The 15,531-nt window shown below is 66.2% G+C and carries 15 protein-coding genes; 5 read left to right on the top strand and 10 right to left on the bottom strand.

Annotated elements, in window-relative coordinates; translation table 11 throughout:
* Positions 1-27 precede the first annotated feature (27 nt).
* The 4 genes from AC3ITW_RS10400 to AC3ITW_RS10415 all read right to left on the bottom strand — a co-directional run bounded on the left by AC3ITW_RS10400 (position 28) and on the right by AC3ITW_RS10415 (position 2,601).
* On the bottom strand, positions 28-711 hold the full coding sequence (locus tag AC3ITW_RS10400; RefSeq protein ID WP_006366154.1) for a flagellar hook assembly protein FlgD: 684 nt from the start codon (positions 709-711) through the stop codon (positions 28-30).
* 23 nt (positions 712-734) lie between these two features.
* Positions 735-1,142, bottom strand: coding sequence for a flagellar basal body rod protein FlgC (flgC, locus tag AC3ITW_RS10405; protein WP_005416461.1), 408 nt, complete (start codon positions 1,140-1,142; stop codon positions 735-737).
* A gap of 3 nt (positions 1,143-1,145) precedes the next feature.
* Positions 1,146-1,541, bottom strand: coding sequence for a flagellar basal body rod protein FlgB (gene flgB / locus AC3ITW_RS10410; RefSeq protein ID WP_006366156.1), 396 nt, complete (start codon positions 1,539-1,541; stop codon positions 1,146-1,148).
* Positions 1,542-1,656: 115 nt separating this feature from the next.
* Positions 1,657-2,601, bottom strand: a complete 945-nt coding sequence (locus tag AC3ITW_RS10415) for a chemotaxis protein (protein ID WP_006366257.1) — start codon at positions 2,599-2,601, stop codon at positions 1,657-1,659.
* Positions 2,602-2,812: 211 nt separating this feature from the next.
* Between AC3ITW_RS10415 and flgA the strand changes: the two genes are divergently transcribed.
* The 4 genes from flgA (at position 2,813) to AC3ITW_RS10435 (ending at position 5,497) form a co-directional block, all read left to right on the top strand.
* Positions 2,813-3,469, top strand: a complete 657-nt coding sequence (gene flgA / locus AC3ITW_RS10420) for a flagellar basal body P-ring formation chaperone FlgA (protein ID WP_100434598.1) — start codon at positions 2,813-2,815, stop codon at positions 3,467-3,469.
* 75 nt (positions 3,470-3,544) lie between these two features.
* Positions 3,545-3,850 (top strand): flagellar biosynthesis anti-sigma factor FlgM, encoded by a 306-nt coding sequence (flgM, locus tag AC3ITW_RS10425; RefSeq protein ID WP_006366323.1) that lies wholly within the window; start codon positions 3,545-3,547, stop codon positions 3,848-3,850.
* The gene (locus AC3ITW_RS10430) at positions 3,847-4,185 is read left to right on the top strand and encodes a flagellar protein FlgN (protein WP_006366325.1); all 339 of its coding nucleotides are present in this window, start codon (positions 3,847-3,849) and stop codon (positions 4,183-4,185) included. Before flgM ends, AC3ITW_RS10430 begins: the two co-directional genes overlap by 4 nt.
* 91 nt (positions 4,186-4,276) lie before the next feature.
* Positions 4,277-5,497, top strand: coding sequence for an ATP-binding protein (locus AC3ITW_RS10435; protein WP_489390319.1), 1,221 nt, complete (start codon positions 4,277-4,279; stop codon positions 5,495-5,497).
* A gap of 93 nt (positions 5,498-5,590) precedes the next feature.
* On the opposite strand, the gene AC3ITW_RS10440 is transcribed toward AC3ITW_RS10435, so the two are convergent.
* Positions 5,591-7,363, bottom strand: a complete 1,773-nt coding sequence (locus AC3ITW_RS10440) for an EAL domain-containing protein (protein ID WP_197581025.1) — start codon at positions 7,361-7,363, stop codon at positions 5,591-5,593.
* Positions 7,364-7,367: 4 nt separating this feature from the next.
* A complete protein-coding gene (locus AC3ITW_RS10445) occupies positions 7,368-9,470 on the bottom strand; it encodes a sensor histidine kinase (RefSeq protein WP_489390320.1) in 2,103 nt (700 codons plus the stop codon).
* Positions 9,471-9,602: 132 nt separating this feature from the next.
* Between AC3ITW_RS10445 and AC3ITW_RS10450 the strand changes: the two genes are divergently transcribed.
* Positions 9,603-12,362: a bifunctional diguanylate cyclase/phosphodiesterase gene (locus tag AC3ITW_RS10450; protein ID WP_489390321.1), complete on the top strand. Its 2,760-nt coding sequence runs from the start codon at positions 9,603-9,605 to the stop codon at positions 12,360-12,362.
* 202 nt (positions 12,363-12,564) lie between these two features.
* Here AC3ITW_RS10450 and AC3ITW_RS10455 read toward each other — a convergent pair whose 3' ends face one another.
* From AC3ITW_RS10455 to AC3ITW_RS10470, 4 genes are all read right to left on the bottom strand, one after another.
* A complete protein-coding gene (locus AC3ITW_RS10455; RefSeq protein WP_489390322.1) occupies positions 12,565-13,092 on the bottom strand; it encodes a hypothetical protein in 528 nt (175 codons plus the stop codon).
* 112 nt (positions 13,093-13,204) lie between these two features.
* Positions 13,205-13,759: a hypothetical protein gene (locus AC3ITW_RS10460; protein WP_489390323.1), complete on the bottom strand. Its 555-nt coding sequence runs from the start codon at positions 13,757-13,759 to the stop codon at positions 13,205-13,207.
* 65 nt (positions 13,760-13,824) lie between these two features.
* A complete protein-coding gene (locus tag AC3ITW_RS10465; RefSeq protein ID WP_489390324.1) occupies positions 13,825-14,040 on the bottom strand; it encodes a hypothetical protein in 216 nt (71 codons plus the stop codon).
* Positions 14,041-14,138: 98 nt separating this feature from the next.
* Positions 14,139-15,329: a methyl-accepting chemotaxis protein gene (locus AC3ITW_RS10470; RefSeq protein WP_012510994.1), complete on the bottom strand. Its 1,191-nt coding sequence runs from the start codon at positions 15,327-15,329 to the stop codon at positions 14,139-14,141.
* Between the last annotated feature and the right edge of the window lie 202 nt (positions 15,330-15,531).

Raw genomic sequence — 15,531 nt, forward strand, 5'->3', positions numbered from 1 at the left:
GCTCCTGGTAAGTGCGGGGTGTGCGGCTCAGCTGACGCGGAGCACGTAGTCGATCGGGGCCGTGCCCAGGCCCTTGAGGTTCAGGTACAGGCCGTCGGAACCGACGGTCACGCTCTCCACCGGTGCCTGCACGAAGGTGGACAGCTTGGTGCTCTTGCCGGCGGTGTCGACATGGTTGGCGACGATGGAATACTTTCCGGGCTCCATGCGCTTGCCGTTGGCATCTTTGCCATCCCACTTGAAGGCGGTTTCGCCCGCGGCCTTGGCTTCCACGCTCAGCGAGGTGACCTTGGCGCCGTTGGCGTCGGTGATGTCCACGGTGACGATGCCGGCCGCCGGTGCGGCAACGGTGCCTTCCACCGTGCCTTCCTTTTCCAGCACCAGTTTTTCCGAAGGCACCAGCACCTGGTGGCCGACCAGCGCGGCGCCACGCAGCACCTGGTCGCTGGCCATCGATTCCTGGAAGCCCTTGACCGTCTTGTTCAGATCGGTGATGCCCTGCACGGTCGACATCTGCGCCATCTGCGCGACCATCTGTGTGTTGTCCATCGGCTTCAGCGGATCCTGGTGCTGCAGCTGCTCGGTCATCAGGCGCAGGAAATCGGCCTGGTCCAGCGTGTTCTTCTTTTTCGTGGCGTTGCTGTTGGGGGCATTCAGGCCGAGCGCGGAGTAGACGTCCTGGTTGGTCTGGTTGTTGACGGCGGTGGTCATGGCGGTATCCGGTGCTGCGGGCCTCAGCGGCCCATGGTCAGGGTGGCCAGGGCCAGTTCCTTGGCGGTGGTCAACATCTCCACGCCGGCCTGGTAATTGCGCGAGGTCGAGATCAGGTTGACCATCTGTGCCACCGGATCGACGTCGGGCTGGTAGATGTAGCCGTCGGCGTCGGCCAGCGGATGGCCCGGCTCGTAGCGCTTGATCGGCGCCGCCTCGCTCTGGGTGATCTCCTTCACCTTCACCGAGGTGATGTTCGGATCGTTCTTGCTGGTGACAGCCTGGAAGATCGGCTCCAGCGGCTTGTACACAGCGTCGGCGGAACCGGCTACGGTGTCGGCGTTGGAGAGGTTGGAGGCGATGGTGCTCATGCGCACCGACTGCGCCTGCAGCGCGGAGCCGGCGATGTCGAAGATCGGCAGGTTGCTCATGGCTTATTGCCCCGTGATCGCAGTCAGCATGGAACGCACCTTGCTCTCGACGAAGCTGAGCGAGGCGCGGTACTCGAGCGCGGCACGGCCATAGGCGGCGCGCTCGGCATCGGGATCGACGGTGTTGCCGTCGAGGCTGGGCTGCACGCCTTCGCGCGCGATCTGGAACGGGTTCAGGCCACTACTGATCTCGTAGTGCTGCTCGTTGGTGGTGGTCATCAGGCCGTTGGCATCCTGCCCCTGGGCATGGCGCAGGGCGGCATCGAAGTCCAGGTCCTGGGCCTTGTAGCCGGGAGTGTCGGCATTGCCGAGGTTGCTGGCGATCAGCTTCATCCGCTGTTCGCGCAACGGCATGGCCTGGGCGTGGACGCCCAGGTAGTCGGTAATCAGGTTGCGCACGATGCACTCCCACGGGAACGTTGCCCGGGAAGCTGCAAGGCGTGTGCCAAAGGCGCGGGGTCAGATCCCCGCAGGGGCTCTGACCCCGTTCCGGGATCCGACCCCGCGGCCGGCCTTACGCAGCCATCGCCACCTTGCGCAGGCGGTCCAGCACGAAGTCGGCCAGCTCGTGCGGCGAATACTTGGCGACGAAGGCATTGGCGCCGACGCGCTCGACCATCGCATTGTTGAATACGCCCGACAGCGAGGTGTGCAGCAGCACATACAGGCCGGCCAGGCCAGGATGGCGCCGGATTTCCGTCGTCAGCGTGTAGCCGTCCATGGCCGGCATCTCGATGTCCGAGATGACCATGGCGTAGCGCTCGGCAGGGTTCTCGCCCGAGGCGTGGATCTGCAGCAGGTGGTCCAGCGCCGCCTTGCCGTCCGAGAGCAGGGTGGCGCCCACCCCCAGCTGGTCCAGCACGCTGCGGATCTGCTGGCGGGCCACACGCGAGTCGTCCACCACCAGCACCTGCAGCTGCGGGCCATCGGACGGCATCGCCATCGCTGGGTCGAGCACGGCTTCACCGCGCACCTGGGCGATGTCGGCCAGTACGCTTTCAACGTCGATCACCTGGATCAGCTCGCCCTGGAAGCGGGTCACCGCGGTCAGGTAGCTGGATTCGGCGCCCAGTTCCGGCGGCGGATGGATGTCTTCCACCGCAATGTTGACGATGCGCTCCACGCCGCTGACCAGGAAGCCCTGGATGGAACGGTTGAATTCGGTGACGACCAGGTAGCCGGGCGCGGTATCGGCATCCGGCTCGCGCTCGGGGTGGCCGATCGCCAGGCCCAGGTCCAGCACCGGTACCGAGCGGCCACGCACGTCGGCCACGCCGGCGAACTGGCTGGGCAGGCCGGGCACCTGGAACAGTTCCGGGCGGCGCAGGACTTCCTGCACCTTGAAGACATTGACGCCAAAAAGCTGACGTCCGCCGAGGCGGAACAGCAGCAGCGCCAGGCGGTTGTGGCCGGCCAGTCGGGTCCGCTGGTCGATCCGGTTGAGCAGGTCATGGGACATGGCTGCTGTATCGGCGTGGTGGCGGCCGAACTTGAGCGCTTTTGTAGAGTCGAGCCGTGCTCGACTGCTCTGCTCCGAACGGCCAGTCGAGCAGGGCTCGACTCTACAGAAGAGCAAGTCGAGCACGGCTCGACTCTACAAAAGTCAGCCCTGTCGCTCTGGCACACCCCTTGCACGCACCTGGGCCAGGTCTTACCGATAAGGAGGCGCCATGCGCCGGGTCACATCTCTATTCGCCATCGCGCTGGCCGTGGCCTCGCCGTGGGCGGTCGCTGCCGACTGGCAGCCGGTGGCCAGCATCCGCGCGGCAGCGTTGTCGACGCTGGCGGCCGGCAGCGAGGGTGAGGCCCAGGTGGCCGATGCGCTGCGCTTGCCCAGGTGTGGTGGCGCATTACAGGTGCAGCCGACCGCCAACACCACGGTGGAGGTCAGCTGTCCCGATGCCGGTGGCTGGCGCCTGTTCGTACCGGTGAAGGTCCGGCGCAACCAGACCGTACTGGTGCTCAACCGTGGAATCGGCACTGGAGAAACCCTCACTGCCGCCGATATCACCACTGCCCAGCGTGATGCCGCCCGGATTGCCGGTGCGGTGCTGGCCGATCCCAATGCGGCGATCGGCCGCATCGCCCGTCGTCCGCTGCAGGCCGGGGCCCTGCTGTCGAACAACGATCTGGTGGTGCAGCGTCTCATCAAGCGCGGAGACAATGTGGCCCTGGTTTCGCGTCGCGGCTCGGTCGAGGTCCGCATTGCCGGCCGCGCGATGGGTGATGCCGGTGAGAACGAACGGGTTTCGGTAGAGAACCTGTCCTCGCGGCGGATCGTGCAGGGTACGGTCGATGCCGCAGGTGACGTAATCGTGGCGCGTTGAATTACCGCAGAATATCCCTAAAGATCACGGCCCTGCGGCCGTTATCCCTTGTGTACGGCAACTCCAGGACACCCCATGAGCCAGAAAATCGACGGCAACCTGCAGGTCCCCCAGGCACTGCGCAGCGTGACGACCCCGGCCAACAAGCCCGGCGTAAGCAGCGATGCGCCGACCCGCCCGGTCGAGGCGGCCGACAGCCTGCGCCTGACCGGCGAGGCCACCAATCTGCAGGCCATCGAGCGTGAGCTGACCACCGCACCGGCGATCGACGCCCAGCGCGTGGCCGCCGTGCGCGAATCGCTGCAGAACGGCACCTACAAGATCAATCCGGACGCGATTGCTTCGCGCATGCTCGAGCTGGACCAGCAGCTGCACGGATGACCGCGGCGATGAGCGAGCCGCTGCAGCGCCTTGCCCAGGCCCTGGACGTTGAACGCCAGGCCCTGGTCGAGCACGACGTGCACGCCCTGATCCGGGCGACCGGTGCCAAGCTGGAAGCGCTGCGTGCGCTGGAAGGCGCGCCGCCGGTCGGCGAGGGCGAACAGCTGCAGGAACTGGCCGAGCGCAACCGCGCCAACGGCGTACTGCTGTCGCGGCGACGCCGCGAGGTCAACTGGGCACTGCGCCAGCTGGGCCGCACCGAGGACGCCTCGGCCTACGATGCCAAGGGCCAGTCGCATACGGTCACTGCGCGCCGCCCACTCGCCGTCGCCTGACGCGACGGCGGTCGCACAACCCATTCCGGCGGGCTGAAGCCCGCTGCATGACCGCGTATATTGGGCGCCTGTTCGAACGCCCCGAGTCGCCGTGTCCGCTGCCAACGCCCTGGTTACCGCCCCCCTTCCGCCGCAGCCGGTGCTGCAGGCATTGCTTGAGCGCCTGCGCGAAGGCCTGCTGCTGTTCACCGAAGACGGGCAGGTGGCCCTGGCCAACCCGGCCGCCCAGAACCTGCTCGCCAGTGGTGAGGATGGCGCCTTGCCGCCGCCGCAGCGCCTGCGCGAACTGCTGCCGCCCGATGCGCTGGAGCAGGCGCGCCAGCACGGCCACTGGAATGGCAGCCTGCCGCTGGGCGAGGGCGTGGTCATTGCCCACCTCTACTATCACGGCCCAGTCGGCCAGGGGCATTTCCTGGCCCTGTTCCGCCACATTGAAGGGCAGGAAGACTACGAGCGCGAGCTGCAGCAGCGGCATGCCGAGCTGCGCCAGGCCTATCTGCGCCTGAACGGCACCCAGGAAAAACTGCTGCAGTCGGAGAAGATGGCCTCGATCGGCCAGCTCGCCGCCGGCGTTGCACACGAGATCAACAACCCGATCGGTTACGTGCACTCCAACCTGGGCAGCCTGCAGGAGTACCTGCGCAGCCTGTTCACCGTCATCGAAGCCTATGAGCGCGCGTTGCGTGCGCCGGACCCTAAGGCGCTGATCCCGGAAATCGACGATATCCGTGACCGCCTGGACATCGATTTCATCAGCCGCGACCTGCCGCAGCTGATGGCCGAATCACGCGAGGGCATCGAGAGGGTGACCCGCATCGTGCGCGACCTGAAGGACTTCTCGTACTCCGGCCGCGATGAATCGTGGAAGCTGGTCGACCTGCATTCCGGTCTGGAATCGACCATCAACATCATCTGGAACGAACTCAAGTACAAGGTGCACCTGGTGCGCGAGTTCGGCCAGCTGCCGCTGGTGGAGTGCCTGCCGTCGGAGTTGAACCAGGTCTACATGAACCTGCTGCTCAACGCTGGCCACGCCATTGCCGAGCGCGGCACCATCACCGTGCGCACCGGCGTCGATGGCGACCACGTGTGGGTCGAGTTCGAGGACACCGGTGGCGGCATCTCGCCGGAACTGCGCCAGCGCATCTTCGATCCGTTCTTCACCACCAAACCCGTGGGCAGCGGTACCGGCCTGGGCCTGTCGATTTCCTACAGCATCATCAACAAGCACCACGGACGCATCGACCTGGACAGTACCCCGGGCGTGGGTTCGCGTTTCCGCGTGGTGCTGCCGGTGAAGCAGCCGCGCTGACCGCTTATGGTAGTGCCGGCCGCTGGCCGGCAACCTCATTGAACCCGACATCCAGAGCAGCCGGCCAGCGGCCGGCTCTACCAGAGGGGATCGTTACCGCAACGGACGATCCTCGCCGCCATCGACTGGTTCAGCCGGCGCCGGCCCGGCATTGCTGCGGCGCTGTTCCTCGTAGGTGCGGAACGCCTGGTGGATGTGCTTGCGCAGCTCGTCGTCGTTCCACGGCTTGGTCAGGAACCGGTAGATCGCACCACGGTTGATCGCATCGGTCACCGTGTTCAGATCGGTGTAGCCGGACAGCACCAGGCGGATCGTGTCCGGGTACAGCATCTTCACCCGGCCGAGGAACTCGGTACCGCTCATGTCGCTCATGCGCTGGTCGGACAGGATCACCTGCACGTCGTTGATCGCCAGCAGGTCGAACGCATCGCGCACGTTGCCGGCGGCCAGGATGCGGTAGCCGTCGCGACGGAACAGGCGCACCAGCGAGCGCAGCACGTTTTCTTCGTCGTCCAGCAGCAGCAGGGTGCGGTCCGGCCGCGTTTCGGCGAACGCTTCCGGGCGCAGGTAGCGACGGCGCAGGGTCATGCCGGCGGCATCGGCCGACATCGGCTCGCCGAACAGATAGCCCTGGAACACATCGCAGTCGTTGCGGCGCAGGAAGCCAAGCTGTGCCTGCGATTCCACGCCATTGGCAATCACCGTCATGCCCAGCTGGTGGCCCATCGCGATGATGGCGCGGGCGATGGCGGCCTCGCGGTTGCCGGCCGGCGCGCTCTTGATGAAGCTGCGATCGATCTTCAGCTTGTCCACCGGGTAGCGCACCAGCGCGCTCAGGCTGGAGTCGCCGGTGCCGAAGTTGTCCAGGCTCAGGCTGATGCCTTCGTTGCGCAGGTTGGCCAGCGTCTCGTGAACGAAGTTGACGTTGTTGGTCAGTGCGCTTTCGTTGATTTCCAGCGTCAGCATCTGCGCCGGCACGCCCGAGGCCTGGATCACCCCCATCACTTCGGCAAAGAAGTTCGGCCGCAGCAGCTGCAGGGTCGATACGTTCACCGCAATGGTGAAGTCGTCGAAGCCCTGGTCGCGCCACAGACGCGCCTGCTTCAGCGCACCCTCCAGCACCCAGGTGCCGATCTGCACGATGATGCCCAGCCGCTCGGCGGTGCGCATGAAGCGCTCCGGCACCAGCATGCCCAGCGTCGGTGACTGCCAGCGCAGCAGCGCCTCCATGCCCACCACGTGGCCGTCGCGGGCGCTGACCAGCGGCTGGTAGCGCAGTTTCAGTTCGCCATTGGGGATGGCATCGACGATCTGTCGCGCGATGATGCTTTCACTGTGAGCGCTCGGCGGGGTGTCCACGGCGTGGATGCGCACCGCGTTGCCGCCTTCGCGGGCGGCCTGGTACAGCGCATCCTCGGCGTGGTCGAGCAGGCGCGAAGTGCTGCTGGCATGTTCCGGGCACAGGCTTACGCCCAGCTTGCCGGTCATGAACAGCGTGTACGGCAGCACCGACAGCGGAAGCTCCATCTGCTGGCGGATTTCCTCGGCGAAGTCCTCCGGCAGCGGCACATCCGCAGTGCGCGGAACGGCGATCAGGAACTCGTCGCTGCCGTGGCGCCACAGCTTGCCGCGTCCGCGCAGGTAGGACTGCAGCCGTTGCGCCACCAGCACCAGTGCCTGGTCACCCACCTCGGCGCTCATGTTCTCGTTGACCGATGCAAAGTGGTCGATGTCCACATGCATCAACATCAGCGGGGTGCCGCCGGAGGCCGCTTCGGTGACCATCACCTGCAGTTCGGGGTTGCCGGCGCCGAGGCGGTCGGGGGCATCATCGATGCTGACCGGCGGCTGGTTGGGATTCCACATAGGCTCAGTATTCCGGTGACTCGACGGCGGCCATGCTGGCCGCCTGGTAGGGGAGGTGGACGTCGATCAGGGTGCCTTCACCGTGCGCGGACTCGATCCGCACATGCCCGCCGACGCTCTGTGCGCGTTCGCGCATCACGATCAGGCCGAGCCCGCGCGGACCGTCCGGGTCGAAACCCTCGCCATCATCGCGGATCTGCAGGTGCAGGCTACGCTGGCCGACGTCGCGCAATTGCAGCAGCACCTGGCTGGCGCGGGCATGGCGCAGCGCATTGGTCAGGCTTTCCTGGGCGATGCGGAAGCAGGCCTGCTCGATGCTGTTGTCGGGACGCTGTGGCAGGGGCTCGATCTCGGCCAGCAGTTCCACCGGCGAGGAGCGGAACAGTACCCGTGCCTGCCAGCTCAGTGCGGCCTCCAGGCCCAGTGCGTCCAGCTGTGGCGGCCGCAGCAGGGTGGAAATGTCGCGCAGCTTGGACACGGTGGTGTCGGCGAGGCTGACGATCTGCGCCAGGTCCTCGGCGCGGCGCTGCGGATCATGCTCGTCCTGCGCAGCATGGGCGGACAGCTTGATCGCAGTGATGGCCTGGCCGATGTCATCGTGCAGGTCGCGCGAGATCGCACGGCGCTCATCCTCCTGCAGGGAGAACAGGCGCCCGGCCATCGCCTGCAGCTCGCGGTTGCTGGTTTCCAGCGCGGCGCGGGTGCGCTCCGAATCGCTCAGGTCGCGCACGATCAGCAGCTTGCAGTCGCGGCCGCCATAGCGCACTTCGCCCACCGCCAATCCGGCATGGAAGCGGCGGCCGTCCGCGCGCTGCATTGCCACCACGCTGCTGTGGCCAGGGCCCAGGTGAGGCTGGCCGGCACGCAGCTGGGCGCGCACGCGCACCAGATCGGTGGCGGCAACCAGCGCCGACAGCGGCTCGCCGAGCAGGGTGTGGCTGCCATAACCGAACAGGCCTGCTGCCCAGGCATTGGCATACAGCACATGCTCGTCGGAAAGGATCACCACGCCATCGGGCAGTACCCGCACCAGCTCGCGGAACTGCTCTTCGCGCTCACGCAGCAGGCGGCGTGACTGTTCGCGCTCGGTTACGTCCTGCAGGGTGCCGAGCACACGGTTGCGGCCGGCTTCATCAGTGCCACTGGCGGCGCGCAGGTGCACCATCAGTGCATGACCGTCCATCGCCAGCAGTGGCAGCAGCACGTCCACCTGTACCGGCTCGCCTGAGCACAGCTCGGCCAGCAGCTGCTCGGTCTGTGACGCGGTGGCCGGGTCGGCCGGCACCAGCAGTTCATCGAAACGGTGCCAGCGACGGGCTTCGGGCGGGCGTCGGCCGAGCAGGCGATAGACCTGGTTGGAATAGCGGCCCTGTCCGCTGGACGGGTCCAGCTCCCAGGCACCGATGCGGGCCAGCTCATGCGCTTCCTCGACCCGTGCCAGCGCCTGGTCGCGGCGCAGCTGCGCCAGGTCCTCGGCGGTGCGATCGATGGCGATCAACAGGCGGGCATTGTGTCCATCGTAGCTGATCGAATTCGAGCGCAGTTCCATCTGCCGCAGGCTGCCGTCGCGCAGCTGCAGCTGCGTACGCAGGATGCACAGCTCCTCGGGCGCCTCGCGGATCGCCTCCAGCTTGGTCTGCAGCGCCTGGTCCTGGCCCGGTGGCCACAGCGCATCGATGGTCTGCTCCAGCAGTTCATCACGTTCCCAGCCGAAGGTGCTGCAGGCGGCCGGGTTGGCATCGAGGATTGCCAGCGTATCCAGGTCGTAGACCAGGATCGGGCCGGGATTGCCTTCGAACATCTGCCGCAGGCGCAGTTCGGAAGCCTGTTGGCGGGCATGAGTATGCAGCACGTGCTCGGCCAGCGGGCGCAGCAGCAGGTACAGCAGGCCGGCGCTGGCCAGGGCGAAGAACGAACCCTTCAGCCCTTGCCACAATGCTGCCTGGTGCGGGTCGGGCACCAGTGCCTGTACCGCGCTGTCGGTGGCGATCATCCATGCCAGCGCCATCGCAAGGTAGCTCAGAACCACGCGCCGGCGGTCGCGGCTCAACGCCTGCGCCATCCGCGGGTCGGGAACAGGGGCGTTGCCGGTCGGTTCTGCGGGCATGGACGGGGTGGGTGAAAAGGGGCGCCGGTCATCTTACCGCGCAGGTGTGCCCTGGCCACTCAATTATCCGGCGCAGGCGCCGTTAACCACTGCGTGCCCCGCTGACGGGCGTGTCATCCGGAGCAAGATCGCGTGGACCAAGGGATCATCGCCAGCCTGCTGCAGCACCCGCTTGCGTCGGCGCTGGTCATTGTCGACCGCACGGGCCGCCCGCTGGCGGCCAATCCGGCTGCGCGCGAGCATGGCCTGCCGGCGACCGTGGCTGCGTACGCACCGATGCTGGAAGATCTGCGCCTGTTGGCGGCCGATGGCGGCATCGTGGCCTGCACGCTTCCTGGCGGCCCGCGTGGTCACTACGATGGCCACCTGCGCGCCGTGCACGATGGCGCAGGCAACCTGCTGGCCTTCACGTTGAGCATTCCGGAGCCGGTGCCGGTTGATGGTGGCGGGCGCTGGGAACTGGCCTTGGACAGTGCCGGCCACAGCTTGTGGGACTGGGACATTCCCAGCGACCGCGTAGTCCGCACGCCGGCGCTGAGTGATGAAACCGCCACCGAGATACTGGCCCGCGTACACAGCGAAGACATCGGCCATGTACGTGTCGCGCTGGACCAGCACCTGCGCGGCCTGAGCGAGCAGTACAGCGCCCAGTTCCGGTTCCGCCAGGCCGATGGCCAATGGCGCTGGGTACTTGATCGCGGTCGTGTGGTCGCGCGCACCGCCGACGGCCAGCCACTGCGGATGGTCGGCACCCATACCGATATCGAGCAGCAGAAGCAGCTGGAAGGCCTGCTGCAGGAGCAGCAGCTGCACCTGAGCGAGGCCCAGCGCATCGCCAGCATGGGCAGCTGGTCGTTCGACCCCAGCAGCGGCGCGTTCTGGTGGTCGCCGGAGCTGCGTTCACTGCTGGCACTGGAGCAGGGCAGCGTGCCCGGCCAGCGGCGCTGGTTGAAACAGCTGCATCCACGCTCGCGCGGTGCGCTGCGTGCCGCCTGGCGGCGTGTATGGCGCGATGGCCGCGCAGCCAACATCGAGCTGGAACTGACCCGGGGCAACGAGCCCTCGCAGCACCTGCGGCTGTGGATGCAGCCGCTGCTGGACACCGATGGCCAGCCCAAGCGCCTGCTGGGCCAGGTGCAGAACATCACCGAGCAGCACCAGACCGACGCGCTGATCCGCTGGCGTACCGAACTGCTCAACCGTGTCTCCGCACTGGGCCGTATCGGTGGTTGCGAGATAGAGGTGCAGACCCGGCACATGCAGTGGACCGAGGAGTGCTACCGCATCCACGGCCTGCGCAAGGAGCCGATCAGCCTGGACCAGGCACTGGCGCTGTACACCGAAGATTCGCGCAGCGCCTTCGAGGCCGCACTGGTGCGGATTGCCGGCGGTGGCCTCCCCGAGCAGCTGGACCTGTGCTTCTACCGCCAGTCCGGCCTGCGCGTGTGGGTGCAGGTGCTGATCGAGCTGGATCGCCGCGATGGCCTGCCGCCGCGCTTCGTGGTCCTGTTCCGTGACATCACCCGCGAGCGCGAGGCCAACGAGCGCATCGAGCTGCTGGCGCACTACGATCTGCTGACCGGCTTGCCCAATCGCGTGCTGCTCGGCGAGCAGACGGCAGAAGCCATCGAGGAAGCGCGCGACCGCGGCACCTCGCTGGCGATGCTGTTCATCGATCTGGACGGCTTCAAGACCATCAACGACAGCTTTGGCCACGCCACCGGCGATGCGCTGTTGAAGGCGGCGGCCACGCGCCTGCACCAGAACCTGCGCAACAACGATCTGTTCGGCCGTTTCAGTGGCGACGAGTTCATCGTGGTGTTGCGCGACCTGGCCGAGCCGGAAGACGCCGGCCACGTGGCGCGCAAGCTGATCGCTTCGCTGGCCGAGCCGCTGCGCCGTGGTGACACCACGCTGAAGGTCGGCGCCAGCGTTGGCATTGCGATGCTGGGTGACGCGCAGACTGATTTCGACTCGCTGCTGCGCGCCGCTGATGCCGCGATGTACGCGGCCAAGGAAGCAGGGCGGAATACCTACCAGTACTACAGCCAGGACGCGCTGGCGCGTATCCAGCGTCGGCTCGAGCTCGAGCACGCGCTGCATGGCGCGATCGAACGCGAAGAGTTCAGCCTGGCCTACCAGCCGCTGCTGCATGCCCATCATGGCGAACCGCCGGCGATCGAGGCACTGTTGCGCTGGCATCGGCCCGGCATCGGCTACTGCAGCCCGGCCGAATTCATTCCGATTGCAGAGAAGTGCGGCGAGATCGTGCGCATCGGCGACTGGGTGCTGAACGAAGCCTGCCGCCAGGCCATCGCCTGGGATCGGGCCGGACTGCACTTCGACCGCATCGCAGTCAATGTATCGGCGGTGCAGTTACGTGACCGTGGCTTTGCCGAGCGGGTGATCGAGATCTGCCATGCCCACGGCTGGCCGCCGCAGCGGCTGGAGCTCGAGCTGACCGAGTCGGCGTTGATCCGTGACACCGACATTCTGCGCCACTGCTTCGACGTGCTGGAACGGCACGGCGTGCCACTGGCGGTGGATGACTTTGGAACCGGCTTCTCCAATCTGAACTACCTCAACCGTTTCCCGGTGGGGCGCCTGAAGATCGACCGCAGTTTCGTGCAGGGCATGCTGCATGATTCGGGTACGGCCGAAGTGACCCAGGCCATCGTGCACCTGGGCCACGCGTTGGGCATGAAGGTAGTGGCCGAAGGCGTGGAAACACACCAGGAAGAAGACATGCTGCGCCGCCAGGGCTGCGACGAGATCCAGGGCTACCTGTACTCGCGCCCGCTCAGCCCGCGCGATCTGGCGCAGTGGTTGCGCCAGCAGCACCTCGCGCCAGGCCGCACCGATGCCGCCAGCGAGGTCGTGCTGGCACGCTGAGGGTAGCGCCGGGCCATGCCCGGCGGGATCGCCGCACGCCGACGCACCGCTCTGGTAGGTGTCGACCTTGGTCGACACGAATGCCGGTGCTCGCGATCATCCACGCACAGCGTGGATCTACTGACGGCGCCGGCTCTGGTGGGTGCCGACCGTTGGTCGGCACTGATGCCTGTGCTCGCGATCATCCACGCACAGCGTGGATCTACTGCAGCTTGGTAACCATTCGCTGCGGAAATTCGGAGCGAATTCGTGCGCGTACTGCTTCGACCACGCCTGCATAACGTCGGCGCTGGATGAAATAGCCCATGTAGAACAACAGCAGGGCCACCAACATCGGCGACGCAGCCGGGCGGACCAGGATGATCGGCACCAGCATCACTGTCAGGCCCAGCGCGAACCAGCTGCATCGCCCGACCACCCGCACCTCCCTGCGTCGTGCGTCGATCATCACCCGCCCGCGCATCAGCGGAAAGTAGCGGCCGCCAAAGCTCGGCGCGAAGCTCTCGCGAAAGGCGATACTGCCGTCCGGCAGCGCGCGGAACACCAAGCGAAGCCAGGTATCGGCCGGCAGATCATGCTCCAACCCGGCCAGCGAAAGCTGCGCCAGCTCTGCCGGCGTAGCGGCGATGCGCTGGTTGAACAGCGCGATGCCGGTGCGGAAGAAGAACGGTGCCCATAGGACCAGCAGCAGGACTTCGATCAGCAGCAATGCGATCAGGGCGATGGCCATCGGTCTTCCATGAGCGGGACCAGGGGATCATGCCATGGGGAGTGACCTGCCGCAGCAATGAGGGTGCGAGCGCTCGCAGCAGCCCGTATGCCTTGCGGGATCGACTTTTGGATCAATCCTCTTCAACTAGGTCGCTTAGGTCCAGAATCTGCGGACTGACACTGTGCGCCACGATGCTTCGGATCATTCCAACCTTTGGCCGTAGAGAATAGCAATGCATCGTGTGGATGGGATTGAATTCCAGCCACGGGCAGGATGAGTGTCCCACGATAACCGGCATGTTGAAGTTTATGTCCTTGGGGTCATCCAGTGGCAGGGTCCATTTGCCGCCGTGATGCTCCCACACTACATCGCCCAGATATCGTGCAAACACAACCCTCAGAGCATTCTGTTCGTCCTCCGATAGTGTTGCAGCCATCGTCGTGTACAGGATCTCCAGGCGATCAAGGCTCTCCAGGCTGCCGTCAAGGTCGATGCCGTGGACGTGCGCCTGGTCGACAAGCCATTCAATCTGGTCGTCCATGATCATCAAAAATTGTTCGAAGGCTTCGCGGGCCTTGTCAAGGTCTAGCGTCATGCTGATGCCTGGGTTGCAAATAGGCAGTGTGTCCTGCCGGCCCGGCTCAAGCCATGCAACAATTCTCAAATCACTGTTGGCAGCGGTCACCAATCGACAGGGAAGACCTGAGATGGCTGGTGCTCGGGTGAAAGCCATCCGCGCATGGCGTGGATCTACCTCAAGGCTTCCCCATCCAAGCCCAGGTCCCACGCCAGGCCCAGCACGTCATCGCCGGCTGCCGGTGGGGCAGGCCGCGCATCGGCCAGCTGCTGCAGCTCGCGGATCTCCTCACGTGCCACCTCTTCCAGCTGTTGCAGCTGTTCACGCACGCTCGCGTTGCGCGGGCGGTCGTTGTCGGCCAGGGAGGGCAGGGCGCGGATTGCGGTCATGGTGCGCGTACAGGATGCATCCAACGGCGGGTTACAGGCAAAGGCCCCGGACGAACCGGGGCCTTGCGGGCTGCCGGCAGTGGCAGCGGACATCAGGATCAGAACAGCTCGACGGTGCCAGCGCCCATGCTCTGCTGGGCGACCGGCTTGTGCGGCGGGCGTTCCCATTCGCTGCGCAGTTCACGCAGGCGGCTGCCGGTGCGCTGCAGGGCGGTGGCGATCTCTTCGTCGAACACGCCGCCATTGCGGTGCAGCAGTTCCTGCAGGGCCACCGCTTCGCGGTTGATCGCGGTCAGGCGGTCCAGGTGGGTGTGCACGCCGCCCAGCGCCTGGGTGGCGATGTCTTCGAACTGCAGGGCGCGCACGGCTTCGGCCACGCTGCCATCGATCGAACGGGCGCAATCGGATACTTCGCGCATGCCATCGCCCAGCGACGCGTTGATCTGCGCCACGTTATCGAGCATCGCCGCCGCTTCCTGACGCGCTTCACGGGAGCGGTCCATGTCACGCGAGGCCATGTGCGAAACCGTCTCGCGGACCTTGGCGATGGCGTCCTTGGAGCTGTGCGCCAGCTTGCGGATCTGCTCGTTGAACGTGGTCGAGCGCTCGGACAGGTTGCGCACTTCGTCGGCGACCACCGCGAAGCCACGACCGGCTTCACCGGCACGCGCGGCTTCGATGGCGGCATTCAGGGCCAGCAGGTTGGTCTGGTCGGCGATCGACTTGACGTCTTCCAGCAGCGCGAAGATGCCATCTAGGTGCTGCGCCATCTGGTCGATGTGCTGCACGGTGGTGCTGCTCTGGCCGCTCACCTGTTCCAGCGCTTCCACCAGCTGTTCCATGCGGTTGCTGGCGTGCTGGGCAAAACGGGCAACGTCGAGGCCGGCGCTGCCTTCGTCACCGGCGCGGTCGACGATGCGCGACAGGGCCTGGCTCTGCTGGCGCGACTTGCGGTTCATCGCATCGAAGCTGCCACCCAGGCTGGAGACGGCTTGGCGGATCAGGTCGCGGGCGCGTTCCACTTCGCCACGTGAACCGTCGATCTCGTTGCCGACGAAGTTGCGCAGCTCGGTCAACAGCTGGTCCTGCTCGCGCAGGACACGGGCGTGTTCCGGGGAGCGGTGCGCCTGGGCGCGGGTGGTCCACCACGCAAAGCCGAGCCAGCTCAGCGTCATCGTGGTCAGGATCGCCCAGCGCAGGGCGGCCGGCCATTCGAAACCGATGGCGAAGGGGAGCAGCAGGGTCAGAGCCAGGGGGGCGGCCAGACGGATGAAAATGCGTGAGTACATGGACGTTCTCGGGAGGTGCACGGAGGATGTATCGGCCGTACCCCCTTTCTCTTTAACGTCGATATGCCTCGAAGTGCATTCTGAATGCGCCGGTTTTCCGACGCTGCCGGGACGTTCGGGGTCAGAGCCCTTTCCGTGCCGGAAAGGGATCCGACCCCTTGGGTTGGCGGCAGGCGGGGTCGGATCCCTTTTCCTCGGGAAA

This window comes from Stenotrophomonas sp. KH_052 (assembly GCF_057838755.1).